Here is a 25292-nt window from a genome sequence, read left to right on the forward strand (position 1 = left end):
ATTGAATTGCCCTTTTCCGGTTGGGCCCAGCGCCGCGTTAATCGCGCGGCGCTGTTGCGTTTTGCGGGAGCGTTCGTCTTGTGCCCTCCGCGCCGCGTCGCAGACGCGGCGCTATGCCCAACGCTGTAGGCGCCCTCGGGAGAGGGCGCTCTCAGGGGCGGGAGCCGTTCAGGCTTTGATGACCACGTTGGGGGAAACGACGTCAATCCCCAGAGCCTTGCCAACCGCATAGTAGGTTAGCTGACCTGCATGGACGTTCAGACCGGCCATCAAGTGCGGATCGTCCTGGCAGGCCTGTTTCCAGCCCTTGTCAGCCAGAGCCAGCATGAATGGCATCGTCGCATTGCCGAGGGCGATGGTCGATGTGCGCGCCACGGCACCGGGCATATTGGCAACGCAGTAATGCATGACGCCATCGACTTCGTAGATCGGATCGGCATGGGTGGTGGCCTTCGACGTCTCGAAACAGCCGCCCTGGTCGATGGCAACGTCGACCAGAACCGCGCCGGGTTTCATGGTGGACAGTTGCGCGCGGGTGATCAGTTTGGGTGCTGCTGCGCCGGGGATCAGAACCGCGCCGATCACCATATCGGCCGTCTGGATCAGCTCGGCGGTGGCACCAGCGGTTGAATACTGGTTCTTGAACTGCCCGCCGAACACGTCATCCAAATAGCGGAGGCGAGGCAGCGAACGGTCCAGAACCGTCACATCCGCGCCCATGCCCGCGGCGATTTTGGCCGCATGCGTGCCGACCACACCGCCGCCAATCACAACCACTTTTGCGGGCCCGACACCTGGCACGCCGCCCATCAGCACACCGCGTCCGCCATTGGCTTTTTGCAGCGTCCAAGACCCGACCTGCGGGGCCAGACGCCCGGCAACCTCGGACATAGGAGCCAGCAGCGGCAGGCCGCCGCTCGCGTCCGTCACTGTCTCATAGGCGATGGCAGTACAGCCCGAGGACAGCAGGTCATGGGTCTGATCCGGGTCGGGGGCGAGGTGCAGATAGGTAAACAGCAACTGGCCTTCGCGCAGCATCTTGCGCTCACCTGCCTGAGGTTCCTTGACCTTGACGATCATGTCAGCGGTGGCGAATACCTCGGCGGCGGTGTCTACGATCTGTGCACCAGCAGCGACATAGTCGGCATTGTCAAAGCCCGAGCCCAGGCCCGCGCCTGTTTCGATGATCACCTCATGACCCCGCGCAACCGCTTCCTGCGCAGCATTCGGAGTCATGCCGACGCGGAACTCCTGCGGTTTGATCTCTTTTGGGCAACCGATTTTCATTTGGTCTCTCCGTTCATAAACTGCCTAAAGAATGGGCAAACTGCGCTGCAATTTCTGTGAAACTCTGCCTGTCCTGGCGGTTTTTTTCGGGAGAATTTCCTGTATGATGCGCCAATCACGCAAAGGAGTTGCGCCCATGAGCCTAGATACGACGGATCGAAAGATTCTGGCCTCGTTACAGAAAAATGGCCGGATGTCTAATGCAGAGCTGTCCGAGCAGGTGAATCTATCGCCCTCGGCCTGCCATCGTCGGGTCCAACGGCTTGAGGCTGAGGGCTATATCCGCAACTATGTGGCCCTGCTGGACGCACGTAAGATGAACGTACCGACCACGGTGTTTGTCGAGATCACCTTGCAGGGGCAGGCCGAAGAAGTTCTGGACGCGTTCGAAAAAGCCGTTGCCCGTATCCCCGATGTGCTGGAATGCCATCTAATGGCCGGGACGGCGGATTACATTCTGAAAGTCGTGGCCGAAAATACCGAGGATTTTGCCCGCATTCACCGCCAATACCTTTCGCGCTTGCCGGGTGTGGCGCAGATGCAAAGCTCATTCGCGCTGAGAACTGTGTTCAAGACTACGGCGCTGCCGGTCTGACGTCAGGCGGGGCCGGGATAGGTGAACAGCGCCAGATGCGCGGCGTTGAAGGCGAAATGCATCAGAACCGGCACCCATAGCCTGTTGGTCGCGTAATATCCCAATCCGCATCCCGCGCCCAAAATAGCTGCGAACACGACAAGCGCCGGGCCACCGGCAAAATGCACCAGCCCAAACAACAAGCTGGCCGCAGCGATACCAAAGGCCGCGCCGAGCTTTGAGGACAGGGCCGATTGCAGATAACCGCGAAAAAAGGCCTCTTCCGCCAAACAGGTTAGGAACAGGTTGGACAGCGCAAAGATCAGCCACCAATGTGGCAGACCAACCTCGGGGCGCACCGCTTGCTGGGACAGGCCTAGCGCAAATAAAGCGGGCAAGGTCAAAATCCCCAGGATCAATGGCGTTTTGCGAATAGCGGGCAAGCCTGCATTCTGTCCGGGCCAGACCAGAAGTGCGGCGAACAGAACCAAAGGTTTGTCCAGATTCATATACATGGAGAAATCGGTACTTCCGGGTCCGGCCTGCACGTGATCAAGCACCAGAAGATTGTTGAACCCCGGAACGATATGCGCACCCAAGGCCACACACCATAAGATCAGCGCGAAATGGCCGGGCAAAGACCAAAGCCCGGATGTGCGGCGCAGCGCTGCGGCCCCCGCAAGCCCGGCAATCGCGACCATTAAGGCGCTGGCTGAAACCAGCCCCTGCGCGAAGGCGACTGTTCCGAACAGGCTCAGCAACGATGCGCCAAGACGCCATCGACCGGATATCGCGCTGATCTGAGCGGCGATCAGGATGAACCAGGGCCAAATAAGGGGCAGAAGGGAAAGGAAATACGCCACAGGCCTCTCGCGGTTTTGACCCGGCCTTGATGCAGCAACAGGGTACGTTGATGCAAGCCGGCGGAGTGCAACCCATTGGCTATGCGGCAATTCCGTTGCTTGCATTTGGGCGTTTTCAGGTCCACATATTTGGAAAGGGTGCCGTTTCCGTGTCCGACCCGCGACCTTGCCGTAACGGTCCGATGAGCATAGGAAAGGGCTTTCATCAATTCATCTGATGACATCAGGCGGTTACATGCGCCCGATAGGGTCCGAACCCGGTTACTAGTAAGGAGCAGACCTTGGCTGACGAATACAACGACGCCCCCAAAGACTGGCTTGAGGCCGAGCTGGAAGACACGCTAGACGAAGATTTCGAGATCGAGTTTAGCGAGCCCATGCTCTCGATGGAGATCCGCAAGATCTATAAGGATCAGCACCCTGAGATGCTGGACCGCAAGGTCTATTTCCGCAACCTGCTGCGCCTTCAGGCTGAACTGATCAGGGTGCAGGATTGGGTACAGCATACCGGGGCCAAGGTTTGTATCCTGTTCGAAGGGCGTGACAGCGCGGGCAAGGGGGGCGTGATCAAGCGGATCACCCAGCGTCTGAACCCTCGGGTCGCGCGGGTTGTGGCTTTGCCCGCGCCCAGTCGCCGGGAACAAAGCCAGTGGTATTTCCAGCGCTACGTTCCGCACCTGCCGGCGGCGGGCGAGATCGTGCTGTTTGACCGGTCATGGTACAACCGCGCGGGCGTCGAGCGGGTCATGGGTTTTGCCACCGAAGATCAGGTTGAACAGTTCTTTCAGGATGTTCCCGAATTTGAACGGATGCTGGTGCGCTCGGGCATCATTTTGCTGAAATACTGGTTCTCGATCACCGATGAAGAACAGCAGTTGCGATTCTTGATGCGTATTCACGATCCGATGAAACAGTGGAAGCTGTCGCCGATGGATCTGGAATCCCGCATCCGGTGGGAGGCTTACACCAAGGCCAAAGAGGATATGCTGTTCCGCACCAATATCTCGGAAGCGCCGTGGTACATCGTCGAAGGCAATGACAAAAAGCGCGAACGTCTGAACTGTATCGAACACTTGTTGACCAAGATCCCCTACACCGATGTACCGCAGGAAAAGGTCAATCTGCCGGATCGCAAGTACAACCCCGAATATGAACGTCGTGTTCTGCCGGATGAGCTGCACGTGCCCAAAATCTACTGATCCTGACGCCCCTGATGTTCCGGGGCGTTTTTCTTTGGGCCAGAAACGACAAACCCCCGAGCGATGCGTCGGGGGTCGTCAAATAGTGTCATCCAAAGCTGGACGAGCGGGGTTTTAGAGCAAACCTTCGCGCTGTGCTTTCTTACGTGCCAGTTTACGGGCACGGCGGATCGCTTCAGCTTTCTCGCGCGCTTTTTTCTCGGACGGTTTCTCGAAATGTTGCTTCAGCTTCATTTCACGGAACACGCCTTCGCGCTGCAGCTTTTTCTTCAGGGCACGAAGCGCCTGATCGACGTTATTGTCGCGAACACTAACCTGCATGTGGTTGTCACCACCTTTCTAGATAGAGTTGCAAGGAAATTGCAGGAAGTGGCCGTATAGCAAAGCCGTTCTAACTTGTCTAGTACTGGTGCCAGAACCCGGAGAACCGCCATGACCACCACTTATGTAGACGCAAAAGAGCAGCTATTGAATGCGATGCTGGACCATGTCCCGTTTGACGGATGGTCGGAAACCAGCTTTCGCATGGCCATCAGTGATTGCGATATTGATGAGGCGCTGGCCCGCTCAATCTGCCCCCGTGGCGCGGTCGATATGGCGCTGGATTTTCATGCCCAGGGGGATGCGGCCATGGTGGAACGCTTGAAAACTGAGGATTTGAGCGATCTGAAGTTCCGCGACCGTATCGCCGCTGCGGTCCGGTTTCGCCTACAGGCCGTCGATGATAAGGAACTGGTGCGCCGCGGCATGACGCTGTTTTCGCTGCCGATGCATGCGGCGGATGGGGCGAAGGCGATGTGGCAGACCTGCGACCTGATCTGGGACACGCTGGGGGATACCTCGGATGATGTGAACTGGTACACCAAGCGGGCGACGCTGTCGGGGGTCTATTCCTCGACCGTGCTGTTCTGGCTGGGGGATGATTCGCCGGATCATCAGAAGACGTGGGAGTTTCTGGATCGTCGCATCGATAACGTCATGCAGTTTGAAAAGCTCAAGGCGCAGGTGAACGGCAACCCTCTGTTCAAACCTTTCCTTGCGGTTCCGAATTGGCTGGCCGGTCAGGTGAAGGCTCCGATGAAGATGCGGGCTGATCTGCCGGGAATGTTGAACCCACGCAAGTAGCACGTAAGTGTCTGGGCCTTTCCGATTTCGCCTGCTAGGCATTGCGCCAAGGAGGACTTGCCTATGACCCAAATGATGCGCGCCGTTGAAATCACCAAGCCCGGCGGCCCGGATGTGTTGCAACTGACCGAACGCCCAGTGCCCGAGCCCGCCGCTGGTCAGGTGGTGTTGAAAGTGGCCTATGCGGGTGTTAACCGCCCGGATGCTTTGCAGCGTGCGGGCGCGTATGATCCGCCTCCGGGCGCGAGTGATCTGCCGGGGCTTGAGGCGTCGGGCGAAGTCGTTGCCCTCGGCGCAGGGGTCGAAGGTGTCGCCATCGGCGATCAGGTTTGCGCCTTGTTGCCCGGCGGTGGCTATGCCGAATACGTTGCCACGCCCGCTGCCCATTGCCTGCCGATGCCAGAAGGGATGGGCCTTAAGGAGGCTGCGTGTCTGCCCGAGACCTTCTTTACCGTCTGGTCCAATGTGTTCACACGCGGCGGTCTGAAAGCGGGCGAGCGGTTTTTGGTTCACGGTGGGTCCAGCGGGATCGGAACAACGGCGATCCAGCTTGCAAATGCATTCGGCGCACGGGTCTTTGCCACCGCCGGATCGGCCGAGAAATGTGCCGCCTGCGAGAAACTGGGGGCCGAAAAGGCGATTAATTACCGGGATGAGGATTTCGTATCCACCATGCGCGCAGAGGGCGGGGCGAACCTAATCCTTGATATGGTGGGCGGGGACTATATCCCGCGCAACGTTAAGGCTCTGACCGAGGATGGGCGGCTAGTTCAAATCGCCTTCCTTCAAGGCCCCAAGGTCGAGCTGAACTTTGCCATGATGATGGTGAAACGCCTGACCCTGACCGGCAGCACCCTTCGCCCGCAATCCGATCTGGCCAAGGCCAAAATCGCCCAGGACCTGCGTGAGGCAGTCTGGCCGCTGCTGGACGCAGGCAAGGTTGCACCGGTTATGGACAGCGAATTTGATATGGCCGAGGCCGCAGCGGCCCATACGCGGATGGAAAGCTCGGGCCATATCGGCAAGATCGTTCTGAAAGTGGGCGGCTAGACGCCATCAGCCTGTTCAGGCCACGGCGCGGCGGTAGAGATGCCATGTGGCGTGGCCCAGAACGGGGATCACCACGATCAGCCCCAGCAGCAGCGGGATCGCGCCCAGGATCAGCATTCCGACAACGATGAAACCCCAGCCCAGGATGACGGCGGGGTTCTGTCTCAGCACTCGGACCGACGTCACCACAGCAACCGGCAGCCCGACCTTGCGGTCCAGCAACAGCGGAAAGCTGACAACGCTGACCGCAAGCGCGATCAGGGCGAACAAAAAGCCGACCGCGTTGCCAAACAGGATCATGGTCCAACCCGCGCCGGTCGTGAAGGTCTGGGTCAGAAATGCGCCCAACGACTCTGGCAGATCAGGACCAAGGGTTCGCACATAGATGCTCTGCGCCACCATCAGCCAGATCAGAAACAACATAACCAGATAGAACCCCAGCGCGAGAATGGCGCCGAAGGAAGGTGAGCGGAATACAGACAGCGCGTCCAGCCAATGCGCCTCGCCGCCCTTTTCACGGGTGCGGCTGATCTCATAGAGGCCAACGGCGGCTACAGGGCCGATCAGCGCGAACCCTGCGACCAGAGGGGCCAGCAGAGGGATCATGTTGCGGTCCAGCCCCAACCCAAACATCAGCAAGCCCGCAATCGGATAGATCAGCACGACAAACACCGCATCCGCGCGGGTTTCCAGAAAGTCGCGACCCCCGGCCTTCAAACATTCCCGCAGGTCCTGCATGGTCAGATCTCGAACAACTGGCAGTTTTCGTGTGTCGGCACTGCCAAGGCTGTTGACGCTTTCCGCGATGTGATCGCTGGTAGCGCCAAGATTTCGCGCAGCCCAGCTTACCGGGTTTCCAATCGTTTTCGCCATCGTCATCCCCTCCTCTTTTGCGGCTTGGCGCAGCAGAGAGAATCCGGCATCGGTTGCCCTGGGCCGGACCCGCCGGCAACGCTTACCCCCGAGTATAGCACAGTTTTTCCCGATTTGCGCCGGGTTGCGCTTTTGTGCCGATTGCGCTGCGTCACAAGCGTGTTAGCTTGTCGTCAGGGTACAGGAGGTGAGTATGCAGCAAACGGCACGTACAGTCGTCATTCACAAACATGGTGGCCCCGAGGTTCTGACCCTCGAAGATCGCCCGGTGGGCGAGCCGGGACCGGGCGAGGTGCGCATTCGTCATCGTGCCTGCGGACTGAATTTTATCGACGTGTACCAGCGCGCGGGTCTTTACCCGCTTGAGCTGCCACACGCGCTGGGAATGGAAGCCTCGGGCGTGATCGAGGCAGTGGGCGAAGGCGTGACCCATCTGGAACTCGGTCAGCGCGCGGCCTATGCCGCAATGCCAGCCGGGGCCTATTGCGAGGCGCGGGTGATGCCTGCGGCGCAAGTGTGCCCGCTGCCTGAAAGCATCTCATTCGACACGGCTGCGGCAATGATGCTCAAGGGGATGACGGTCGAATATCTATTTCATCGCACGACGCCGTTGAAGCGCGGGGATACGGTTCTGTTCCACGCCGCTGCCGGAGGTGTAGGCTTGATCGCCTGCCAATGGGCCAAATCCGAGGGGATTAAACTGATCGGGACCGCAGGAACGGACGAAAAATGTAGCCTCGCCAAGTTCAACGGGGCGGCGCATTGCATCAACTATCGCACCGAAGACTTCGCCGAACGCGTGGCCGAGATCACGGGTGGCAGAGGCGTGGACGTGGTAATGGACTCGATCGGAGCGGATACGTTCAACGGCTCGCTCGACAGTCTCAAGCCACTGGGGATGATGGTCTCGTTTGGCAATGCATCGGGCTCGGTACCGCTTATCGACATCGGCATTCTGGCCAAGAAAGGCTCGATCAAGATCACACGGCCCACCTTGTTCACGCATATTGCCGATCACAGCGTTTGTCAGGCGATGGCGCGCCGCCTGTTCAACAAAGTTGATGGGGGCGAGGTCAAAATCCACATCGACCAGCGTTTCCCGCTGGATCAGGTGGCCGAGGCGCATCGCACGCTTGAGGCACGCAAGACAACGGGCAGCACCATCTTGGAACTATGATCTGACATGGCCCCGACTTTTGGTCGGGACCAAGCTTGTGCGCAAGGAATGGGTTAGAACCGGTATGCGGCGCGGGCCTGAAAGGTGGTCGCATCGACGTCGACGCCGGATGAATTGAAGTCGTTGAACTCGTGATACAGGATTTCGCCACCGATGCTTACATTCGGGGCAACGATCTGTTCGTACCCGGCACCGATGAACCAACCATCGTCACTGCCCAGATTATCGGTTCCGGCTTCGGCAAAGCCGCCGATGCCATAAAGCAGCCCTTGCGATGTGACTTTGTAACCCGCGCGCGCTTTGATGCGCCAAACATCCTCGACCGTGGCTGCGCCACTCAGATCAACGTCTGTCCAATCGTAGTCGAAGCCGCCGCCAACAACCCAATCGCCAAGATCGTAGTCATAGCCCAGAATGATGCCGCCAATCGCACCGTCGCCGTCGATGCCCGAGATGTTTGTGTCGATATCGGCATATCCGACTTGCAGACCGCCATAGAAGCCCGTCCAGTCGCCTGAAGATTGCGCAGCGGCTGATCCCGCCGCCAGAAACGCAAGGCCAGTGGCCGCCAAAATCTTTTTTCTCATGTCGTGCTTCTTTCCCTCAGCTCGGTTTATTGCGCCTTTCCCGGTTTGGATCGCGCACTTGCATATTTGAATACGTTTGAGCGAAGGGTTGGATCACTCGGTGATTTAGCGAAGGAGGGGGTTTTCACCGAACCGACGTGGCAGAGGGGCGTCGTGCGGTTGAAAGTTTGCTTGCGGAAGGGAAACTATCTACAGATAGCTGTCCAACGAAAAACGGCGGCAGATTTCTCTGCCGCCGCCCTGAGGGAATCCGTGAGTGGATTATTGAGCTTGCAGCTCTGCCGGAGTTTTGCCGGCAATGTCTTTCCAGTTGGCGTCTGCGCGCTCGTTAAAGCCCGGGATGTCGCCTTCCCAGCGTTCCTGAATGTCGGCCGACAGGTTCAGGTACAGCTTGTTGTCAACGATTTTCCAGTAGTTCGGGTCGCCGTCAAACTTGAAGCCCATCGCGGTGCCGAATGCGCAGTAGCCGCCATATGCGGGCAGGTAAGCTTCGGGGTTTTCTTCAAATGCAACTTTGTTTTCTTCCGAAGCAAAGCGGTACAGCGCATCGTTGTGCAGTGTGGTGATGCGGTAGTCGCCCTTGGTGGCTTCGCCAACGGTGAAATAGGCAACCGGGTCATAACCCTGCAGCGCCAGGCCGGTCGAGCTTGCGTTCAGTTCAACGCCAGCGGCCAGAGCCGTGCTTGCAACTGCGACGGACAGCGCAACGCCGCCGATGAGGGATTTGATCTTGTTCATGGTGTTCACCTTTCGTGAATTGAGCCACCGGACGACACAGTAATTGTATCTGGGCAACCCTGTCGATTTTGTTCTGTGCGGTCGGTAATTGGCCGTCACGACCCCGAAGTGGGGGCCGGTCTGATCACGTTCAAAACAATCAAATGTGATCATGAGGTAACAAACGCGTTTCGCCCATGAATAAAGGGCGATGCTTACTTTTCGGGCTGAAAAGAAATCACGAATTCAGTGACTTTTTGTGCCGACATCTCACAGGGGCGCAGCAGGGCGCCGCTGTTTTTGGTCAGATAAAGGTTCAGGCTGATATAGTCCGGCCCACCGCGTTCACGGGCCACCAGTTTGTGGGATTTCCCACCCGCCAACTCGGATCGACTGACGACATAGGATTTGGCGCCGCTCTGCCCATTAGACGTGCCAAGAGGGATTGCGAAGAATGCGGTCAGAAACGTGTCCGAGGCGGTCAAGACTGACCGATTTTTGGCTCGGTTCCAGCTTTGATGCGCGCGATATTGGCGCTATGGCGCCAGTAGACCAGCAAGGTCAGGATAACACCCAGCCCAAATGTCGAGGACTCAGTCAGCACCATGATCCAGATTGTCGACATCGCCGCAGCCATCAGAGCCGCGAGAGACGAGATGCGCCAGATCAGCGCCGTCACCAGCCATGTCAGGCAACAGGCTACGCCGACGCGCCAATCCAATGCCAGCCACAGGCCGAGGAAGGTCGCGACACCCTTGCCGCCCTTGAACCCCAGCCAGACCGGAAAGCAATGGCCCAAAAACGCGGCCAGGGCGGCGATTTGAGCGGCGTCTTCTCCGGCCAGTGCGCGCGCCAGCAGGACAGCGACCCCGCCTTTGGCGGCGTCAAAGATCAGGGTCAGCGCAGCAGCGCGTTTGTTCCCGGTACGCAGGACATTGGTCGCGCCGATATTGCCCGAGCCGATATTGCGCAGATTTCCCAGCCCCATCACCTTGGCAAGGATCAGACCAAAAGGGATCGACCCTATCAGATAGCCAAATGCGGCCCAAAGGATCAGTTGGGCCGTGGAACTGTCAATTGGGGGCATCAGGGTCTCCGGTATACTTCTTGGCCTGCGACATAGGTTGCCGTGACCTTACCCTGCATCCGCTGGCCGTCAAACGGAGTGTTCTGCGATTTCGATTTCAGGCTGAAGCGATCCAGCACAAAGGGCACGTCCGGGTCAAACAGCACCAGATCAGCTGGTGCGCCTTCGGCCAGTCGTCCGCTCTCCAGCCCCAGCCGTTTGGCCGGGTTCAAGGCCATGGCGCGGAACAGGGTCGGCAGGTCCAGTTGCTCGGCGTGATAGAGGCGCAGTGCGGCAGGCAATAACGTCTCAAGCGCCACTGCGCCCGATGCTGCCTCTTCAAACGGCAGGCGTTTGCTTTCCTCGTCCTGTGGCGTGTGCATCGAACTGATGATGTCGATCAGCCCAGTGCGCACCGCCTCAATTACGGCTTGCCGGTCATCCTCGGACCGCAGCGGCGGCTTGACCTTGAAGAAGGTGCGATAGTCGGCCACGTCCAATTCGTTCAGCGTCAGGTGGTGGATCGAGGTGCCTGCGGTGATATTCAGCCCGTTCCGCTTGGCGCGCTCCAGCGCGGGCAGGGCGCGGGCGGTGGTGATCTGATCGGCGTGGTAGGCGGCTCCGGTCATCTCAAGCAGAGCAATATCGCGGTCCAGCCCCATGCGTTCTGCCATGGGCGAAACGGCAGGCAACCCATAGAGCGCGGCGAACTTGCCGCTGGTAGCGGCGGCCCCGGTGCTGAGTCCCGGTTCCTGCGGATGCGCTATCACCAGCACGCCGCAGGATTTGGCATAGGTCAGCGCGCGGGAAAAAACCTTGGTATTGGCGACTACGTGGTCGCAATCGGTAAAGGCCACAGCGCCTGCATCTTGCAGAAAGCCGATCTCGGTCATCTCGCGCCCTTCGCGGCCCTTGGTCAGCGCGGCCATGGGCAGCACATTGACCGGCGCATCCGCCTGCGCGCGGCGCGTGGCGAATTCCAGCGTTTCGGGTGTGTCGATGGCGGGCAGCGTATCGGGACGGGTAACGATGGTGGTTACGCCGCCCGCTGCGGCAGCCAAGCCGGCGGATTTATAGCTTTCCTTGTGCCGTTCGCCCGGCTCGCAAACCTTGACTCCGATATCGACGATGCCGGGGGCTAGACATTGCCCGCCGCAGTCGATCACCTGTGCGTCTGTGGCCGGAGCGACACCTTCGCCGAGGCCAGCAATGCGGCCTTCCGAGACGTGCAGCCAACCAACTGTGTCCGTTCCGGCCTCGGGGTCGATCAGGCGGGCATTGGTGAAAATCTGGTCGGTCATGTCTGGGCCTCTCGGGCTTTGATCAGGGCTGCCATGGCGGCGTCCGGGTCGGGCAGGTATTCGAATACCAGAAACCGCAGCTGCGAAAACACGATGTTGTGTCCGTTGCGATAGAATTTCAGGTCGGGATGAACGGATAAGGATTTTGCTTTGAATATCTCGCTGATCCACCAGACGTTGCGGTTGGTCACGACATAGACGCGCCGCGTGCGGATCAACCGCTCCCACCACATGAAAAACGCCAACAACAACGTGCAACCGATAAGCTTCCAATAATCGCGCGCAGTCTCCGCAAACCATGGGCTGGCAATCCAACTGAGCGCAAGGCAGGCAATTAGAATGCCATATGCCCATCTCAGGCGTGGAGGAAAATATCCCTGGTCAGGCCGCCCATGCCACAGTACCTGTTCAGTGTCGGGTATTTTCTTGCGCCAGCAGTCGTCGCTCATCCCATGGCCCTTTCTATGGCGGCTTTGGTGGCGGCGGGGTCGGCTTGGTACTTGATCAGGTGCTTGTCGCCGCTTTTGGTGACGACCTGCACGAAACTGCCCATCGTGTTGACGGCTTCGATCTGGTTCAGCGCAACCTTGCGCGGGCCGGGACCGGTGAGGGTGCTGTCAGACATTTCCCACGCATTGCTCAGTTCCTCGGACGCCAGATACCACGCGCGGATGCCGATGGCTGCAAGCCCGGCGGGCGCTCCGGTCCAGACATAGGGGTTTCCGATCAGCCAAAGCACGATCATCGCGCCCGCCATGGCGATGGCGGCCAGCGTCAGGTTGGTTTGGATATAGGCGCGCTTGTTCGGGGTGAAGACTACAGGATCAGCCACAGGGCACCTCCGAAAACAAACAAGATTATCACCGCCAACAGGGCCGAGCCGATGCGGTTGGGTGCGACGGTCTCGATCGGGGATTGCGGGGCCGAGAAGGGCCGCGCGCTTTCAGTGTCGATCGGGCCGCCGGTCCAGTTGGTGGCCTCTTCGGTATAAAGTCCTTGCAGGTGAAGGCGGGCGTCAGGCGTCAAGTTGGCCACGCGATCGTGAAACGCGGCACTGCGCACCACCATCACCCAGCCTTCGATGGCGTCCAGCGTGGCGCGGTTCAGCTGATCCTCGGACACACCGCAACCTTCGTGCAGGTATCCATAAAGCCCGAGGTCTTCGAGGTCTGAAACGGGAAAGATATCGATCTGCCCTATATCCAGACCATCGACCCCAAGAACTTGATCAGCAGCGCCGGGTTCGCGTAGGAATTTCGCCTCCTCGGCGCGCATATCCAGCGTGAACAGGCGGATCACACCGCGTTCATGGGGGGCGACGGTCAGGTTGTTCATGCCGCCTCGCGCAGGTTGCGGGCCAGCAACTCCATCGCGGCCATGCGGACGGCGACGCCCATTTCGACCTGTTCCTGAATGACCGAGCGGTTGATATCATCGGCCAGCGTGCCGTCGATTTCCACGCCGCGATTCATCGGGCCGGGATGCATGACGATGGCGTCGGGTTTGGCCAGCGCCAGTTTTGCCGAATCCAGCCCGTAGCGGTGGTAATATTCGCGCTCCGAGGGGATAAAGCCGCCATCCATCCGCTCTTTCTGAAGGCGCAGCATCATCACGACGTCGACGTGCCTCAGACCTTCGTTCATGTCGTCGTAAATCTCGGCCCCAAACTCGGCAAAGGTCGAAGGCACCAACGTCGGCGGGCCGATCAGGCGGATACGGTTTTCCATCTTGCCCAGCAGGATCAGGTTCGACCGTGCCACACGCGAATGCGCGACGTCCCCGCAAATCGCGATGTTCAGGCGGTGCAAACGACCCTTGGCGCGGCGGATGGTCAATGCGTCCAGCAGCGCCTGCGTCGGGTGTTCGTGCTTGCCGTCACCTGCATTCAGCACAGCGCAGTTCACCTTTTGCGCCAGCAGGTCCACCGCACCGGAATGCGGATGCCGTACCACCAGCAGATCGGGGTGCATCGCGTTCAGGGTCATAGCCGTGTCGATCAGAGTCTCGCCCTTTTTGATTGAGCTGGCCTGCATCGCCACGTTCATCACATCCGCGCCCAGCCGCTTGCCCGCCAGTTCGAAACTGGCCTGCGTTCGGGTCGAGTTTTCAAAGAACATGTTGATCTGCGTCAGCCCTGACAGCACGTCGGAATGCTTGGTCGACTGTCGGTTCATGTCGACATAGGTCTCGGCCAGATCAAGGATGGCGGTGATATCGGATTGTGACAGATGCTCGATGCCAAGAAGGTGACGATGGGCGAAACGCATGGGCGGGCTCCTGTCTGACAATCGAGCCGCTTATAGAAACCTGCGGGGGCTAAGGCAACCTATGGTTCCGACCCCTCGGGCAGTTTCTCGCACCCGCCTTCGGGCAGGCAACGCTCGCCGGGTCTGCACCATTTGGCATTGCCGCAATCAACGGCCTTGACCGGGACGCAGCCTTGATTGGCTGAGCATTTGAATCCCTGCCGACATTGCGAGCCGGTTTCTTCGCATAGGAACCAGCCCGGACGGGTGCAGCCGCCGCCCGGCAAGCAACTTGTACCGCTGGCGCAGGTGCTGCCGTCGTCACATTTGGCTTGTGGGCGGGGCAGGTTAAACTCCAGCTGGATCGCTTCGCATTCACCGCGTCCGTTGCAAGAGGTGCCACTGGGACAATCCAGGCTAGTTCGGCACTTGTTCTCGCCTTTTGGGGCGCAGCGGCGACTGCCGATGCAACGCTCGAACGGACCGCAGGAAAACCCGCCGCCGCAATAGGTGCCGCCGGGTGGGATGCAATGTCCGTCAAAACCGCAGCGTTGCCCGACCGGACAGCAGTTGCGCCCGCACCGCAATTGCCCCGCGCGGCATTGGTTGACGCGGTCCTGAACCCGGTTGCGTTGCGACAGGCCGTTGCGGTTATGGATGCCTGGGGTTTGAATGCCAAGGCGGTCATTTATCTGCGCAAAGCTTGGGCTGCTGAAGGGGATCAGCAACACGGCAACCAGAAAGAATCGCAAAAGGGTCAACATGAATGCGACAATGGTCGGCGCGGCAGGGCGGGCGATCAAGTGCTATTCGCTTTCCCTCGGTCAAAAGCTGGTTAGATTGAGGGGCATGGAATCGGCTTTGGACTATTACACCGCGCGGGCGCTGCTGGATTGGCAGATCGAACTGGGCGCAACGGATGCAATTGGCGACGCGCCGGTTGACCGATATGCGCTGCCCGATACCGCACCCAAAGCCAAAAAGCCGGAGGTGCAGGCCGCACCTGAAAAGCCCAAACAGGTCGATCCTGTGGCGGTTGCCAAGGCCGCGGCCACAGCGGCGGGGTCGCTGGATCAGTTGCGCGCGGCGATGGACGGGTTTGATCATTGCGAGTTGAAGCGCGGCGCGCGACAGTTGGTTTTTGCCGATGGCACGCCGGGTGCGCGGGTGATGATCATCGGTGAGGCTCCGGGCCGGGACGAGGATCGTGAGGGCAAACCTTTCGTAGGCCGCGCGGGTCAGTTGTTGGACCGTATGCTGGCGGCGATTGATCTGGATCGGCGGGAAAACGTCTACATCACCAACGTGCTGCCATGGCGGCCGCCGCAGAACCGCGACCCCAAGCCCGAAGAGATCGGGATGATGAAGCCGTTTCTGGAACGTCACGTGGCACTGGCCAAGCCCGACGTGCTGGTGGTCATGGGCAATATAAGTTGTCAGGCAGTGCTGGGCAAACGAGGTATCACCCGGCTGCGCGGGCAATGGGCTCAGGCGCTGGATCTGCCGGTGATCCCCATGTTCCACCCTGCCTATCTGCTGCGCCAGCCGCAGGCCAAACGACAGGCCTGGGCCGATCTGCTGGAACTGAAAGCTCGGCTGGAGGGTAAGTGATGCGCATTCTGGCCTTTTCTGACTTGCATATGGCACGTCACCGCGCCTCCGAACTGGTTGCTGCGAGTACCGAGGCCGATCTGGTGATCGGCGCCGGGGACTATTGCAACATGCGGCAGGGTCTGGGTGAGGCGATGGACATGTTGTCCGGCATCACCGCTCCGCTGGTTCTTGTGCCCGGCAACGCCGAAAGCGCCGAGGAACTGACCGCTGCCGCGCCGCATGGCGTTCATGTCCTGCACGGGACAAGTATGACTGTGGACGGGTTGCGCCTGTTCGGTCTGGGCTATGGCGTGCCGCCGACGCCGTTCGGAGACTGGTCCTGTGACCTGTCCGAGGGCGAGGCCGCTGAGTTGCTGGACCGGTGCGAAGGGGCGGAGGTTCTGATCACGCATTCGCCTCCCAAAGGCTATGGCGATGTGACCTCGACCGGTGATGCGGTTGGGTCGACCGCGGTGCGAGATGCGATCGAACGGTTGCAACCGCAGATGTCGCTACATGGGCACATCCACGACAGCTGGGGCTATCGCGGCACGCTAGGGCAGACACAGATTGCCAATCTTGGGCCGCGCGTGAATTGGTTCGAGGTTGAGATATGATCGAAACAGTCACTCTATTGGCTTTCATCCCGGCGGCAATGGCGCTGAACTTTACGCCCGGCGCGGACATGATGTTCTGTTTCGGGCAGGGTTTGAAATCCGGAGCAAAACCCGCGCTGGTTGCTAGTGCCGGAGTTTCGACGGGGCTGATGGTGCATGTGTTGTTGGCTGGGCTTGGGCTTGGGGCTGCGGTTTCTGCTCTGCCATGGTTGTTCGACGTGATCCGCTGGATGGGTGTGGCCTATCTGCTGTATCTGGCCTGGGGTGCGATCCGACATGGGGCTGTGTCTGCGGATGCGCCTGCTAAACCGGCGCGCTATGCGTTTCGGGACGGGATGGTGGTGAACCTGACCAATCCCAAAGTGATCCTGTTCGTGCTGGCCTTTATCCCGCAATTTGTGAACCCGGCCATCGGACCGATCCTGCCGCAATTCCTCATCCTGGGCGTGATCATCGCGCTGGGTGGGTTCGTGGTGAACGGACTGGTGGGGATTTTTGCTGGAGGCGCTGGGCGAGTGCTGATTTCGAACCCGCGCGCCTCACGTATCATTGGTTGGGTGACGGGCGGGATTTTCACTGCTCTGGCGATCCGCCTTGCAATTCTGGAAAGGGCCTGACGCAAGATGTCACGCATTGATGAAACCATGGATTTCATTCCCGTTCGGATTGCGGTCCTGACCGTCTCGGACACCCGTTCACTGGATGAGGACCGTTCGGGCCAAACCTTGGTGGACCGGATCGAAAAGGCGGGCCATTCGGTGGCGGATCGCAAAATCATCCGCGATGAGCGCGCCCAGATCGCAGGTCAGCTGCGCACTTGGATTTCCGACCCCGAGATCGACGTTGTGATCTCGACCGGCGGCACCGGGCTGACGGGGCGTGACGTGACGGTCGAGGCGCATCGGGACGTCTACGAAAAAGAGATTGAGGCCTTTGGCACCGTCTTCACGATTGTCTCGATGGAGAAGATCGGTACCTCGGCCGTTCAGTCCCGCGCAACGGGCGGCGTGGCAGGTGGCACCTATCTGTTTGCGCTGCCCGGCAGCCCCGGTGCTTGCAAGGACGCCTGGGATGCGATTCTGGAAAAGCAGTTCGATTATCGCCACCGTCCCTGCAATTTTGTAGAAATAATGCCCAGATTGGACGAACATCTGCGACGGAAGTAGACTGCTCGCACGTTCAACATTTTATAACCGCTTTGTGGCTTGGCATTTTTGACCGCCCGGCTACCTTTTGTAGGTGGCGGCTTGATGCAACCGGGGTAAGTGCAACATGCGATTTCTGAGGCAGAGCCTTGTCGGTGTGTTTCTGGCGTCCGTGACGCTGGCGCTGCTGTTTGTTGCGGCCCAGATGATCGCGGGGGCCGTGCAAGAAGTGCTGACCCGCGAAGATCGCCCGCCGAAGGCTCGTGAACGCATCTTTGCCGTATCCGTACGCCCGGCCGAGTTTGTAACCGTCACCCCTAATCTGGAAGCGTTCGGTGAGGTTCAAAGCCGTCGCCGGTTGGAACTGCGCGCGGCGCTGGGTGGGCGGGTCGTTGCCCTGTCTGAGGATTTCGAGGATGGCGGTGCGGTAACCGCAGGCGAAGTGCTGGTCGAGTTGGACCCGGCAAATGCGCAATCGGCCCTTGATCGCGCCAAATCGGATTTGCTGGATGCCCAGTTCGAAGAACGTGACGCCGAGCGTTCGCTTCTGTTGGCGCAGGATGAGTTGAAATCGTCAGAAACGCAGGTTGAATTGCGAAACCGCGCGATGAAACGGCAGCAGGACCTTCTGGCTCGGGGTGTTGGTTCTGTCGCGGCGGCGGATGATGCGGAACTTGCAGCAGCCGCGGCCGAGCAAGCAGTTCTGGCCAGGCGTATCGCATTGGCGCAGGCGGAATCGCGGGTGGATCAGGCGACGACACTGCTGTCTCGCGCCCGTATCGCGCTTGAAGCCGCCGAACGTGATCTGGGCGACATGACCATCCACGCCCGGTTTGGTGGAACGCTGACGGATGTCACGCTGGTCGAAGGGCGTTTGGTTGCGGCCAACGAAAAGCTGGCCGAACTTGTGGACCCCAACGCGCTGGAGGTCGCTTTTCGCGTCTCGACTGCGCAGTTCGTGCGTCTTTTGGATGCAAATGGCGATCTGATCTCGGCCCCGGTCACGGTCTCGCTTGAGGTCACGGGCGCGGATCTGACTGCACAGGGACAGATCAGCCGTGACAGTGGGTCTGCCGGGGAAGGGCAGACCGGGCGTCTGATCTATGCGCGGCTTGACGGGGCCTCGGGCTTCAAGCCGGGGGATTTCGTGACCGTCACTGTGCAGGAACAGCCGCTGGACAATGTGGTGCGCCTGCCTTCGTCTGCTTTGGATGCGGTGGGGACGGTTCTGGTTCTGGGCCCCGATGACCGGCTTGAGGCGCTGCCTGTGCAACTGGTTCGCCGTCAGGGGGACGAGGTTCTGCTGCGCGGCGAAGGTTTGGAAGGGCGAGAGGTTGTCATTGGCCGCACGCCGTTGCTGGGCGCGGGGGTACGTGTGCGCCCGTTGCGGGTTGAGGCGAGCGCCGGAGCGGATGCGGGCTTGGTCGAACTGTCTGACGAACAGCGGGCGCAGCTTGTGGCGCAGGTCGAAGCCAGCGACCGGATGCCCAAGGACATGAAAGAGCGCGTGCTGACTCAATTGAGCGAGCCTAAAGTCCCCGCCTCCCTGGTGCAGCGAATTGAAAACCGGGCCGGAGGATAGGCGCGATGATGCGCGAAATCCCCGGTGCGGCCAGCGGCATTCTCAGCTATTTCACCCGCCATAGGACCGTCGCCAACCTGTTGTTGCTGGTCATGGTGGTTCTGGGCGTCGCGGCTGCCCCAAACATGCGGGCGCAGTTCTTTCCCGATGTGATCCTGGAACGGGTCGACGTGAATGTCGCGTGGGAAGGCGCGGGCCCCGAAGACGTGGATAACGGGATTGTTCAGGTGCTGGAGCCGGCACTGTTGGCGGTTGAGGGCGTGGCCAGCACAGATGCGACGTCGCGCGAGGGCAATGCCCGCATTCGGCTGGAGTTCGAGCCTAACTGGGATATGTCGCGCGCGGTCGAAGAAGTCAGAACTGCCGTTGATGGCGTGACCAACCTGCCCGAAGATGCGGACGAGCCGACTATTCGGCGCGGGGCTTGGCGCGATCGGGTGACCGATCTGGTTGTGACAGGGCCGGTCGCGCCGGATCAGTTGGCAAAGTTCACCGATGAATTGATCAACCGCCTGTTTGCCGTGGGCGTCACGCGGACCACGATCCGGGGCCTTGCTGCGCCGCGCATCGTGGTCGAGGTGCCCACCGCGCAACTGATCGCCAATGACATCACCCTGTCCGAGATTGCACAAGCTGTCGCTGCCGAGGTCACAGCAAACCCCGCAGGCGATGTGACCGGGGCCAATGCGCGCATCCGCACAGGTACCGAAAAACGGAGCCCCGAGCAGATTGAGGGCATCCCTCTGCGTAATTTCGACGATGGCTCGAAGCTGTTGATCGGCGATGTGGCGCAGATCCGGGTCGAGGGCGTGAACCGCGATCGCAGCTATTTCGTCGGCGAAAACCCGGCCATGTCGGTGCGGGTTGACCGCTCGAACCTGGGGGATGCGATTGAAATTCAGCACACGGTCGAAGACGTGGTCGCCGAAATGCAGGCCAGTCTGCCCGAAGGTGTCACGGTCGAGCTGATCCGAACCCGTGCGCAGGCCATCACCGACCGTCTGGATATTTTGATCGACAACGGGCTGGTCGGGTTGGGGCTGGTCGTGTGCCTGCTGTTTCTATTCCTCAACGCGCGGATCGCCTTTTGGGTGGCGGCGGGGATTCCGGTGGCGATGTCTGCGGCGATTGCCTTCATGTATATCGGCGGGTTGTCGATCAACATGGTCTCGCTGTTTGGTCTGATCATCACGCTCGGTATTGTCGTGGATGACGCCATCGTGGTGGGCGAACACGCCGATTTCCGTGCCCGACGACTAGGCGAGCCGCCCATGGTCGCCGCCGAACGCGCCGCACGCCGGATGGCCATGCCGGTCTTTGCCGCGACGTTGACGACGGTGATTGCCTTTTTCGGCCTGACCGCGATTGGAGGTCGGTTTGGCGAGTTGATCCGCGATATCCCCTTCACGGTGATTGCGGTGCTGATCGCCTCGTTGATCGAATGCTTCTTAATCCTGCCGAACCACATGGCCCATGCTATCGCGCATTCGGCCAAGGAGCATTGGTACGATCTGCCCAACCGCGTGGTCAATCGCGGGTTCCGCTGGGTGCGGGATCATGTCTTCCGCAAGGTGATCGCCTGGGCCGTCGCCGGACGGTATGTGGTGGTGGCTGCCATGGTGATGGTGTTGGCCAGCCAGGTGGCTCTGTTCATCAAGGGCGACGTGAACTGGCGGTTCTTTAACGCGCCCGAACGTGGCTCGGTCACCGGTAATTTCATCATGGTCGAGGGTGCGACCCGCACGGACACGCTGGCGATGATGCGGCAGTTGCAGATCGCGGTCGAAGAGATGGGGCAGATCTACGAAGAGCGCCACGGCCGCAACCCCATCGAATACGTTTTGGCCGAGGTCGGCGGCACCGCCGGGTTCGGACTGGCTGCGGCGGACGGCAAGGATTCAGATCTGTTGGGCGGGATTTCGATCGAACTGATCGATGCCGACCTGCGCCCCTATTCCGGCTTTGAGTTCATCGGAGAACTTCAGGACTACGTCCCGCGCCATCCGAAGGTCGAATTGCTCAGCTTTAGGGGATGGCGGTCAGGACCGGGCGGCGATGCAATCGACGTGCAGTTTTCCGGAGCGGATGTGAACACGCTCAAGGCGGCGTCCGAGGACCTGCAACTTGAACTGTCGAAATACCCCGAAGTGTCCGCGCTGGAAGACAATCTGGCCTATGACAAGGAAGAATACATCCTCGATCTGACGGCACAGGGGCAGGCGTTGGGTTTCCGCATCGAAACACTGGGCCGTGTTCTGCGTGACCGGCTAAACGGGATCGAGGCCGCGACCTTCCCCGATGGCCCTCGCAGCGCTGAGATCAGGGTTGAACTGCCAGAGGGCGAGTTGACCGCAGATTTTCTTGAACGCACGCTGATGCGTACGCCGGATGGGGTTTACGTGCCGCTGGCCGATATCGTCTCGGTCCAGCGCAAGTCTGGCTTTTCCACGGTGCGGCGTGAGAATGGATTGCGGGTGATCTCGGTCAACGGAGATATATCGGAAGACGATCCGGCCCAAGCAGCCGAGATTGCGCGCGCCATGCAAGAAGAGATCCTGCCCAATATCGCCGCTGAACGGCAGGTGGAATGGACCATGGCTGGCCTCAGCGAACAAGAAGATGAATTCCTGACCGAGGCGCGCACCGGTCTGATCCTGTGCCTGACCGGTATCTATCTGGTTCTGGCCTGGGTCTTTGCCAGTTGGACGCGCCCACTGGTGGTCATGGCGATCATTCCGTTCGGTCTGGTTGGCACCATTTGGGGGCATTACATCTGGGATGTCCCGCTGAGCATGTTCACGGTTGTCGGTCTGTTGGGAATGACCGGGATCATCATCAACGACTCGATTGTTCTGGTTACGACCATTGATGCCTATCAGCAGGACAGGGGGCTTGTGCCCTCGATCATCGAAGGCACCGCCGACCGGTTGCGACCGGTAATGCTGACGACGCTGACCACGGTTCTGGGTTTGACACCCTTGCTGTATGAGGGCTCGCAACAGGCGCAGTTCCTGAAGCCGACTGTCATCACACTGGTCTATGGGCTGGCCTTCGGGATGCTGTTGGTGCTGCTGTTGGTTCCGGCGCTGCTGGCGATTCTGAACGACCTGTCGCGCCCGATGACCGCCATGCGCCGCGCCCTGCGTGCCCCGGATCGGGTCGTACAGGCGATGCTGACGGCAACGGGCTTTGTGTTGCTGGTCTGGTTCGGGCTGACCATGGTCTGGCCCGTGGCCACTGGGGCACCGATATCGATGTTGACTGGTCTTTACGGGGCCGAAGATGGAATCGCGGCGTTGAATATGGGGCTTGGGGCCTTTGTCGCAGGGGCTGCTATGATTTTGGTGATAAGTATCGCGCTGTCCGGCCTGCTCTATGCGCGGCTCAAGGGGCGCATGGCCTAGCCCCGGCTCAAGGCGGTTGTCAGAAGGTCTGGGACCCGGTTGCTCATCGGCAGGTCGCCGCGTTGGATTTGATCCAGCGGAAACCACCGCGCATCCCGCGCGTCATCACCTGCGGCAGGCTGACCCGAGATATATTCACAGGCCACACCGACCAGCAGATAATGGTTTAGAACCGCACCTTGGGCATCCCGGCGCAGCAGGTCCAGATTGTCCAGATAGTGCAACGGGCGCGCGTTGACCGAGGTTTCCTCCAGCAATTCCCGCCGGGCGGCCTCCAGAACGGTTTCGCCCCATTCGACATGACCCCCGGGAAACCCCCACAGCCCGGCATCAGGCTGTTTGCCACGCTGGACCAGCAGAACCTGCCCGGCATGCACGACAACGGCCAGCGCACCGATTTTGGGGGTTTGGGTCATGCGGGGTCAGCCTGCGCTGCACCCCTGAATGTCGACGGCATGGTTTTCGCCCAGAACGGTGATCCGAATTGCAGACCGGTTCAGAGCAAAAGCGGCCCCATAGGCGCTGACGACTTCAGAGGTCGCAACCAGCGTATCGCCCTGACGCGAAGTGTCGGGCTGCGAAGCCCAGAGCGTTGGGTCGCCGGGCTCGATCACGGCGATCTCCTGCCCTCCGGCCGAGGGCATGGTCACGCGTGCTTCGATCTTGACGCCGTCCGAAGTGGGCGTCAGGCTGCAATGCGCACCGGACACCCGTGCCTCTTTCGCCGAATAAGGGCGCTGAGCCAGCGCTGCGGCGATAGTGGGGTTGCGCCCGGCATCAGCGTTCAGCGTATGGTCAAAGCCCAGCCGTTCGGGAATGCAGACATCCTTGCATATGCCCAAGTCCATTGTGCCTTTCAGATGCACGGGCTTTGCCGGGTTGGTAGGCGTGATCTCGACCGGCAGGACAAGTTGGTCCTCGTAGCCGATAGATTGAAGGCCGTTCTGGTCAAAGATATCCGGTGCGGGCCACGTGATCGACACATCCCCGACATTGTCCGAACTGGTCCAGTCGAACTGAGGCGGGATACCCGCATCACCTGGCGCGCGCCAATAGGTTTTCCATCCGTCCTGCAACGTCACTCGCACGGCGCCCAGATAGGTGCCCTTGGCGGTGCGTCCACCATCCAGAATGTCCAGTTCAGCCACAGGGCCATTGACCTCGGCCGTGGCCGCACCGGCCGCACCGAGGATGAGGGTCAAAGCGACCGCTGAAAATGTCATATGCGCGTTCATAATATATAAATGCGCGGTTGCAGCGCAGATTCCAAGTCACGTTCCGGTCACCTGAATGAAATCTGCGGAAAACTGCTGTGATCCCTTGCCAATGCCCGTCCGCAGGGGCCATTGTTGAAGGTGACTCAGCAAGAGATGTCGTTTTATGGACCTAACCGGAAAACTGTTGATTGCGATGCCTGGCATGGGCGATCCGCGTTTCGATCATTCGGTGGTGTTTATGTGCAGCCATGGCGATGACGGGGCGATGGGCCTGATTATCAACAAACCGGCAGACCTGCGGATCAAGACCCTGCTGAGCCAGCTCAATATCCCCTGCCGTATTCCGATTGTCGGCGAACGTCTGGTGCATTTCGGGGGTCCGGTTGAGATGTCGCGTGGCTTTGTCCTGCACAGTGCGGATTATGACGCCAATCTGCATTCGATGAAGATCTCGGATGATTTCAGTATGACGGCGACGCTGGATGTGCTCGAAGATCTGGCCTCGGGGCGTGGGCCGCTGAATTCGACCCTGGCGTTGGGTTATTCCGGCTGGGGTCCGGGTCAGCTTGAGGATGAGATCGCTATGAATGGCTGGCTGACCACGGATGCGACCTCGAAACTGGTGTTCGACGTGCCCGATGATGACAAATGGGAGGCCGCGCTGGCGACCCTTGGTGTTGATCCGCTGACTCTGTCGGCCAGCGCCGGGCGCGCCTGATCAGCTATCTCGCGGCGCGGCGGCGCGGCGCAGGCGGTCATTGATGGCTACACCCAGCCCGACAGAGGGGATCGGCGACACCGCAATCGGGCGTCCGGTATCGTTCAGCTTGTGCAGGGCGGCAAACAGGTTGGCGGCGGCCTCGGTCAGATTGCCAGTGGGCGACAGATTCAGATCGCAATCCACCGCGCCGAAACCCAGCAAAACCTCATCCCCCTGCGCCTGATCAGCCTCAAGGCGAACCGGGGAATCCGGCGCGTAATGCGATTGCAGCTGACCCGGCGCCGTTAAGATGCCACCGGGTTGATGGTGGTGAAGCTCAGTGCCCAAGACATGTTCTATCTGGTCCAGGGCCACGCCGCCAGGGCGCAGCAGGGTTGGCTCACCTGCAAGCCCGACAATTGTGGACTCCAGGCCTACGCCACAGGGACCATCATTCAAAATGGCCGCGATGCGCCCGTCGAGACCGGCGCGTACGTGGTCGGCGGTGGTTGGGCTGATCTGGCCCGAAGGGTTGGCAGATGGGGCGGCCACGGGGCCGTCAAACGCCGTCAAAATGGCGCGCGCTGTAGGATGGGCCGGAACCCGCACCGCCAACGTATCCAACCCGGCCGTGACCAGCGACGACACGCCATGATCTGCGCGCAGGTGCAGCACCAGCGTAAGCGGGCCGGGCCAGAAGGCATGCGCAAGTGCTTCGGCCTGATCCGACCACTGCACGAAGCGCTGTGCCGCCTCAACCGAGGCGACATGCGCGATCAGAGGATTGAAACTGGGCCGTCCCTTGGCCGCGTAGATGTTTGCGACCGCCTCACCGTTGCAAGCATCGCCACCCAACCCATAGACAGTCTCGGTCGGGAAGGCGACCAGCAGACCCTGCCGCAGCAGGTCCGCCGCCTGCGCAATTCCGGTCGGGTCGGCGGACAGTTCGAGGGTTCCGTTGGGGATCAT

At 60.2% G+C, this 25292-nt stretch carries 29 protein-coding genes; 12 read left to right on the forward strand and 17 right to left on the reverse strand.

The genetic code is table 11. The features are described from left to right. Positions 1–168: 168 nt before the first annotated feature. A complete protein-coding gene (ald, locus tag ACR0CA_RS15310) occupies positions 169–1287 on the reverse strand; it encodes an alanine dehydrogenase (protein ID WP_170789654.1) in 1119 nt (372 codons plus the stop codon). A 136-nt stretch (positions 1288–1423) separates the two neighbouring features. Between ald and ACR0CA_RS15315 the strand changes: the two genes are divergently transcribed. Then, the gene (locus ACR0CA_RS15315) at positions 1424–1882 is read left to right on the forward strand and encodes an Lrp/AsnC family transcriptional regulator (RefSeq protein ID WP_170772689.1); all 459 of its coding nucleotides are present in this window, start codon (positions 1424–1426) and stop codon (positions 1880–1882) included. Between the two features lie 2 nt (positions 1883–1884). On the opposite strand, the gene ACR0CA_RS15320 is transcribed toward ACR0CA_RS15315, so the two are convergent. After that, positions 1885–2724 (reverse strand): CPBP family intramembrane glutamic endopeptidase, encoded by an 840-nt coding sequence (locus tag ACR0CA_RS15320; RefSeq protein WP_480900047.1) that lies wholly within the window; start codon positions 2722–2724, stop codon positions 1885–1887. 281 nt (positions 2725–3005) lie between these two features. Here ACR0CA_RS15320 and ppk2 point away from each other — a divergent pair, with 281 nt between their 5' ends. Next, positions 3006–3923 (forward strand): polyphosphate kinase 2, encoded by a 918-nt coding sequence (gene ppk2 / locus ACR0CA_RS15325; RefSeq protein ID WP_170785014.1) that lies wholly within the window; start codon positions 3006–3008, stop codon positions 3921–3923. A gap of 114 nt (positions 3924–4037) precedes the next feature. On the opposite strand, the gene rpsU is transcribed toward ppk2, so the two are convergent. Continuing rightward, on the reverse strand, positions 4038–4244 hold the full coding sequence (rpsU, locus tag ACR0CA_RS15330; protein ID WP_005614280.1) for a 30S ribosomal protein S21: 207 nt from the start codon (positions 4242–4244) through the stop codon (positions 4038–4040). A 111-nt stretch (positions 4245–4355) separates the two neighbouring features. On the opposite strand from rpsU, the gene ACR0CA_RS15335 reads away from it, so the two are divergent. Further along, on the forward strand, positions 4356–5048 hold the full coding sequence (locus ACR0CA_RS15335) for a COQ9 family protein (RefSeq protein ID WP_480900050.1): 693 nt from the start codon (positions 4356–4358) through the stop codon (positions 5046–5048). 63 nt (positions 5049–5111) lie between these two features. Beyond that, the gene (locus tag ACR0CA_RS15340; RefSeq protein WP_480900052.1) at positions 5112–6098 is read left to right on the forward strand and encodes an NAD(P)H-quinone oxidoreductase; all 987 of its coding nucleotides are present in this window, start codon (positions 5112–5114) and stop codon (positions 6096–6098) included. A 15-nt stretch (positions 6099–6113) separates the two neighbouring features. Here the strand turns inward: ACR0CA_RS15340 and ACR0CA_RS15345 are convergent, their stop codons facing one another. Beyond that, entirely contained in the window at positions 6114–6971 is an 858-nt protein-coding gene (locus ACR0CA_RS15345; RefSeq protein WP_170785008.1) for a DUF2189 domain-containing protein, read from the reverse strand. 193 nt (positions 6972–7164) lie between these two features. On the opposite strand from ACR0CA_RS15345, the gene ACR0CA_RS15350 reads away from it, so the two are divergent. Then, on the forward strand, positions 7165–8148 hold the full coding sequence (locus tag ACR0CA_RS15350; protein ID WP_480900054.1) for a quinone oxidoreductase family protein: 984 nt from the start codon (positions 7165–7167) through the stop codon (positions 8146–8148). A 53-nt stretch (positions 8149–8201) separates the two neighbouring features. Here ACR0CA_RS15350 and ACR0CA_RS15355 read toward each other — a convergent pair whose 3' ends face one another. The 10 genes from ACR0CA_RS15355 to ACR0CA_RS15400 all read right to left on the reverse strand — a co-directional run bounded on the left by ACR0CA_RS15355 (position 8202) and on the right by ACR0CA_RS15400 (position 14829). Next, complete coding sequence (locus ACR0CA_RS15355; protein WP_170789659.1) at positions 8202–8735, reverse strand: outer membrane protein; 534 nt, start codon at positions 8733–8735, stop codon at positions 8202–8204. A gap of 261 nt (positions 8736–8996) precedes the next feature. Further along, positions 8997–9473: a YHS domain-containing (seleno)protein gene (locus tag ACR0CA_RS15360; protein WP_170772674.1), complete on the reverse strand. Its 477-nt coding sequence runs from the start codon at positions 9471–9473 to the stop codon at positions 8997–8999. A 194-nt stretch (positions 9474–9667) separates the two neighbouring features. Further along, complete coding sequence (locus ACR0CA_RS15365) at positions 9668–9937, reverse strand: hypothetical protein (protein ID WP_170772672.1); 270 nt, start codon at positions 9935–9937, stop codon at positions 9668–9670. Then, complete coding sequence (gene plsY, locus ACR0CA_RS15370; protein ID WP_480858258.1) at positions 9934–10539, reverse strand: glycerol-3-phosphate 1-O-acyltransferase PlsY; 606 nt, start codon at positions 10537–10539, stop codon at positions 9934–9936. The genes ACR0CA_RS15365 and plsY overlap by 4 nt, the downstream gene beginning before the upstream one ends. After that, a complete protein-coding gene (pyrC, locus tag ACR0CA_RS15375; RefSeq protein WP_480900057.1) occupies positions 10539–11819 on the reverse strand; it encodes a dihydroorotase in 1281 nt (426 codons plus the stop codon). Before pyrC ends, plsY begins: the two co-directional genes overlap by 1 nt. Continuing rightward, complete coding sequence (locus tag ACR0CA_RS15380; protein WP_480550356.1) at positions 11816–12268, reverse strand: hypothetical protein; 453 nt, start codon at positions 12266–12268, stop codon at positions 11816–11818. Before ACR0CA_RS15380 ends, pyrC begins: the two co-directional genes overlap by 4 nt. After that, complete coding sequence (locus tag ACR0CA_RS15385; protein ID WP_170772665.1) at positions 12265–12651, reverse strand: hypothetical protein; 387 nt, start codon at positions 12649–12651, stop codon at positions 12265–12267. Before ACR0CA_RS15385 ends, ACR0CA_RS15380 begins: the two co-directional genes overlap by 4 nt. Further along, complete coding sequence (locus ACR0CA_RS15390) at positions 12636–13154, reverse strand: hypothetical protein (protein WP_480900060.1); 519 nt, start codon at positions 13152–13154, stop codon at positions 12636–12638. Before ACR0CA_RS15390 ends, ACR0CA_RS15385 begins: the two co-directional genes overlap by 16 nt. Further along, a complete protein-coding gene (locus ACR0CA_RS15395; RefSeq protein ID WP_480900062.1) occupies positions 13151–14086 on the reverse strand; it encodes an aspartate carbamoyltransferase catalytic subunit in 936 nt (311 codons plus the stop codon). Before ACR0CA_RS15395 ends, ACR0CA_RS15390 begins: the two co-directional genes overlap by 4 nt. 59 nt (positions 14087–14145) lie before the next feature. Beyond that, positions 14146–14829 carry a scavenger receptor class F, member 2 gene (locus tag ACR0CA_RS15400; RefSeq protein WP_480900064.1) on the reverse strand — a complete coding sequence of 228 codons (684 nt, stop codon included), beginning with the start codon at positions 14827–14829 and terminating at the stop codon, positions 14146–14148. A gap of 85 nt (positions 14830–14914) precedes the next feature. Here ACR0CA_RS15400 and ACR0CA_RS15405 point away from each other — a divergent pair, with 85 nt between their 5' ends. From ACR0CA_RS15405 to ACR0CA_RS15430, 6 genes are all read left to right on the forward strand, one after another. Beyond that, entirely contained in the window at positions 14915–15676 is a 762-nt protein-coding gene (locus ACR0CA_RS15405; RefSeq protein WP_480900195.1) for a uracil-DNA glycosylase, read from the forward strand. Beyond that, a complete protein-coding gene (locus ACR0CA_RS15410; RefSeq protein WP_480858269.1) occupies positions 15676–16275 on the forward strand; it encodes a metallophosphoesterase family protein in 600 nt (199 codons plus the stop codon). The genes ACR0CA_RS15405 and ACR0CA_RS15410 overlap by 1 nt, the downstream gene beginning before the upstream one ends. Then, entirely contained in the window at positions 16272–16892 is a 621-nt protein-coding gene (locus ACR0CA_RS15415; RefSeq protein ID WP_170772656.1) for a LysE family translocator, read from the forward strand. Before ACR0CA_RS15410 ends, ACR0CA_RS15415 begins: the two co-directional genes overlap by 4 nt. 6 nt (positions 16893–16898) lie before the next feature. Continuing rightward, a complete protein-coding gene (moaB, locus tag ACR0CA_RS15420; RefSeq protein WP_480900066.1) occupies positions 16899–17441 on the forward strand; it encodes a molybdenum cofactor biosynthesis protein B in 543 nt (180 codons plus the stop codon). 106 nt (positions 17442–17547) lie between these two features. Further along, positions 17548–19002: an efflux RND transporter periplasmic adaptor subunit gene (locus ACR0CA_RS15425; protein WP_170772652.1), complete on the forward strand. Its 1455-nt coding sequence runs from the start codon at positions 17548–17550 to the stop codon at positions 19000–19002. A 5-nt stretch (positions 19003–19007) separates the two neighbouring features. Next, positions 19008–22406 carry an efflux RND transporter permease subunit gene (locus ACR0CA_RS15430; RefSeq protein WP_480504458.1) on the forward strand — a complete coding sequence of 1133 codons (3399 nt, stop codon included), beginning with the start codon at positions 19008–19010 and terminating at the stop codon, positions 22404–22406. Here the strand turns inward: ACR0CA_RS15430 and ACR0CA_RS15435 are convergent. Further along, positions 22403–22822, reverse strand: coding sequence for an NUDIX hydrolase (locus ACR0CA_RS15435; RefSeq protein ID WP_480900069.1), 420 nt, complete (start codon positions 22820–22822; stop codon positions 22403–22405). The genes ACR0CA_RS15430 and ACR0CA_RS15435 overlap by 4 nt on opposite strands. Positions 22823–22828: 6 nt before the next feature. Further along, entirely contained in the window at positions 22829–23629 is an 801-nt protein-coding gene (locus ACR0CA_RS15440; RefSeq protein WP_480875970.1) for a protein-disulfide reductase DsbD domain-containing protein, read from the reverse strand. Positions 23630–23786: 157 nt separating this feature from the next. On the opposite strand from ACR0CA_RS15440, the gene ACR0CA_RS15445 reads away from it, so the two are divergent. Further along, positions 23787–24341 carry a YqgE/AlgH family protein gene (locus ACR0CA_RS15445; RefSeq protein ID WP_170772643.1) on the forward strand — a complete coding sequence of 185 codons (555 nt, stop codon included), beginning with the start codon at positions 23787–23789 and terminating at the stop codon, positions 24339–24341. Here the strand turns inward: ACR0CA_RS15445 and ACR0CA_RS15450 are convergent, their stop codons facing one another. Then, positions 24342–25292, reverse strand: a complete 951-nt coding sequence (locus tag ACR0CA_RS15450) for an L-threonylcarbamoyladenylate synthase (protein WP_480900071.1) — start codon at positions 25290–25292, stop codon at positions 24342–24344. It abuts the gene before it with no gap.

It is taken from the genome of Ruegeria sp. F12 (assembly GCF_056533885.1).

What these genes read in the sequence shown, in the direction of transcription:
- ald (WP_170789654.1), bottom strand. Translation starts at nt 1,287, where the DNA reads ATGAAAATCGGTTGCCCAAAAGAGATCAAACCGCAGGAGTTCCGCGTC.
- ACR0CA_RS15315 (WP_170772689.1), top strand. Translation starts at nt 1,424, where the DNA reads ATGAGCCTAGATACGACGGATCGAAAGATTCTGGCCTCGTTACAGAAA.
- rpsU (WP_005614280.1), bottom strand. Translation starts at nt 4,244, where the DNA reads ATGCAGGTTAGTGTTCGCGACAATAACGTCGATCAGGCGCTTCGTGCC.
- ACR0CA_RS15335 (WP_480900050.1), top strand. Translation starts at nt 4,356, where the DNA reads ATGACCACCACTTATGTAGACGCAAAAGAGCAGCTATTGAATGCGATG.
- ACR0CA_RS15340 (WP_480900052.1), top strand. Translation starts at nt 5,112, where the DNA reads ATGACCCAAATGATGCGCGCCGTTGAAATCACCAAGCCCGGCGGCCCG.
- ACR0CA_RS15345 (WP_170785008.1), bottom strand. Translation starts at nt 6,971, where the DNA reads ATGGCGAAAACGATTGGAAACCCGGTAAGCTGGGCTGCGCGAAATCTT.
- ACR0CA_RS15350 (WP_480900054.1), top strand. Translation starts at nt 7,165, where the DNA reads ATGCAGCAAACGGCACGTACAGTCGTCATTCACAAACATGGTGGCCCC.
- ACR0CA_RS15355 (WP_170789659.1), bottom strand. Translation starts at nt 8,735, where the DNA reads ATGAGAAAAAAGATTTTGGCGGCCACTGGCCTTGCGTTTCTGGCGGCG.
- ACR0CA_RS15360 (WP_170772674.1), bottom strand. Translation starts at nt 9,473, where the DNA reads ATGAACAAGATCAAATCCCTCATCGGCGGCGTTGCGCTGTCCGTCGCA.
- plsY (WP_480858258.1), bottom strand. Translation starts at nt 10,539, where the DNA reads ATGCCCCCAATTGACAGTTCCACGGCCCAACTGATCCTTTGGGCCGCA.
- pyrC (WP_480900057.1), bottom strand. Translation starts at nt 11,819, where the DNA reads ATGACCGACCAGATTTTCACCAATGCCCGCCTGATCGACCCCGAGGCC.
- ACR0CA_RS15380 (WP_480550356.1), bottom strand. Translation starts at nt 12,268, where the DNA reads ATGAGCGACGACTGCTGGCGCAAGAAAATACCCGACACTGAACAGGTA.
- ACR0CA_RS15390 (WP_480900060.1), bottom strand. Translation starts at nt 13,154, where the DNA reads ATGAACAACCTGACCGTCGCCCCCCATGAACGCGGTGTGATCCGCCTG.
- ACR0CA_RS15395 (WP_480900062.1), bottom strand. Translation starts at nt 14,086, where the DNA reads ATGCGTTTCGCCCATCGTCACCTTCTTGGCATCGAGCATCTGTCACAA.
- ACR0CA_RS15400 (WP_480900064.1), bottom strand. Translation starts at nt 14,829, where the DNA reads ATGTTGACCCTTTTGCGATTCTTTCTGGTTGCCGTGTTGCTGATCCCC.
- ACR0CA_RS15405 (WP_480900195.1), top strand. Translation starts at nt 14,915, where the DNA reads ATGGAATCGGCTTTGGACTATTACACCGCGCGGGCGCTGCTGGATTGG.
- ACR0CA_RS15410 (WP_480858269.1), top strand. Translation starts at nt 15,676, where the DNA reads ATGCGCATTCTGGCCTTTTCTGACTTGCATATGGCACGTCACCGCGCC.
- ACR0CA_RS15415 (WP_170772656.1), top strand. Translation starts at nt 16,272, where the DNA reads ATGATCGAAACAGTCACTCTATTGGCTTTCATCCCGGCGGCAATGGCG.
- moaB (WP_480900066.1), top strand. Translation starts at nt 16,899, where the DNA reads ATGTCACGCATTGATGAAACCATGGATTTCATTCCCGTTCGGATTGCG.
- ACR0CA_RS15425 (WP_170772652.1), top strand. Translation starts at nt 17,548, where the DNA reads ATGCGATTTCTGAGGCAGAGCCTTGTCGGTGTGTTTCTGGCGTCCGTG.
- ACR0CA_RS15430 (WP_480504458.1), top strand. Translation starts at nt 19,008, where the DNA reads ATGATGCGCGAAATCCCCGGTGCGGCCAGCGGCATTCTCAGCTATTTC.
- ACR0CA_RS15435 (WP_480900069.1), bottom strand. Translation starts at nt 22,822, where the DNA reads ATGACCCAAACCCCCAAAATCGGTGCGCTGGCCGTTGTCGTGCATGCC.
- ACR0CA_RS15440 (WP_480875970.1), bottom strand. Translation starts at nt 23,629, where the DNA reads ATGACATTTTCAGCGGTCGCTTTGACCCTCATCCTCGGTGCGGCCGGT.
- ACR0CA_RS15445 (WP_170772643.1), top strand. Translation starts at nt 23,787, where the DNA reads ATGGACCTAACCGGAAAACTGTTGATTGCGATGCCTGGCATGGGCGAT.
- ACR0CA_RS15450 (WP_480900071.1), bottom strand. Translation starts at nt 25,292, where the DNA reads ATGATCCCCAACGGAACCCTCGAACTGTCCGCCGACCCGACCGGAATT.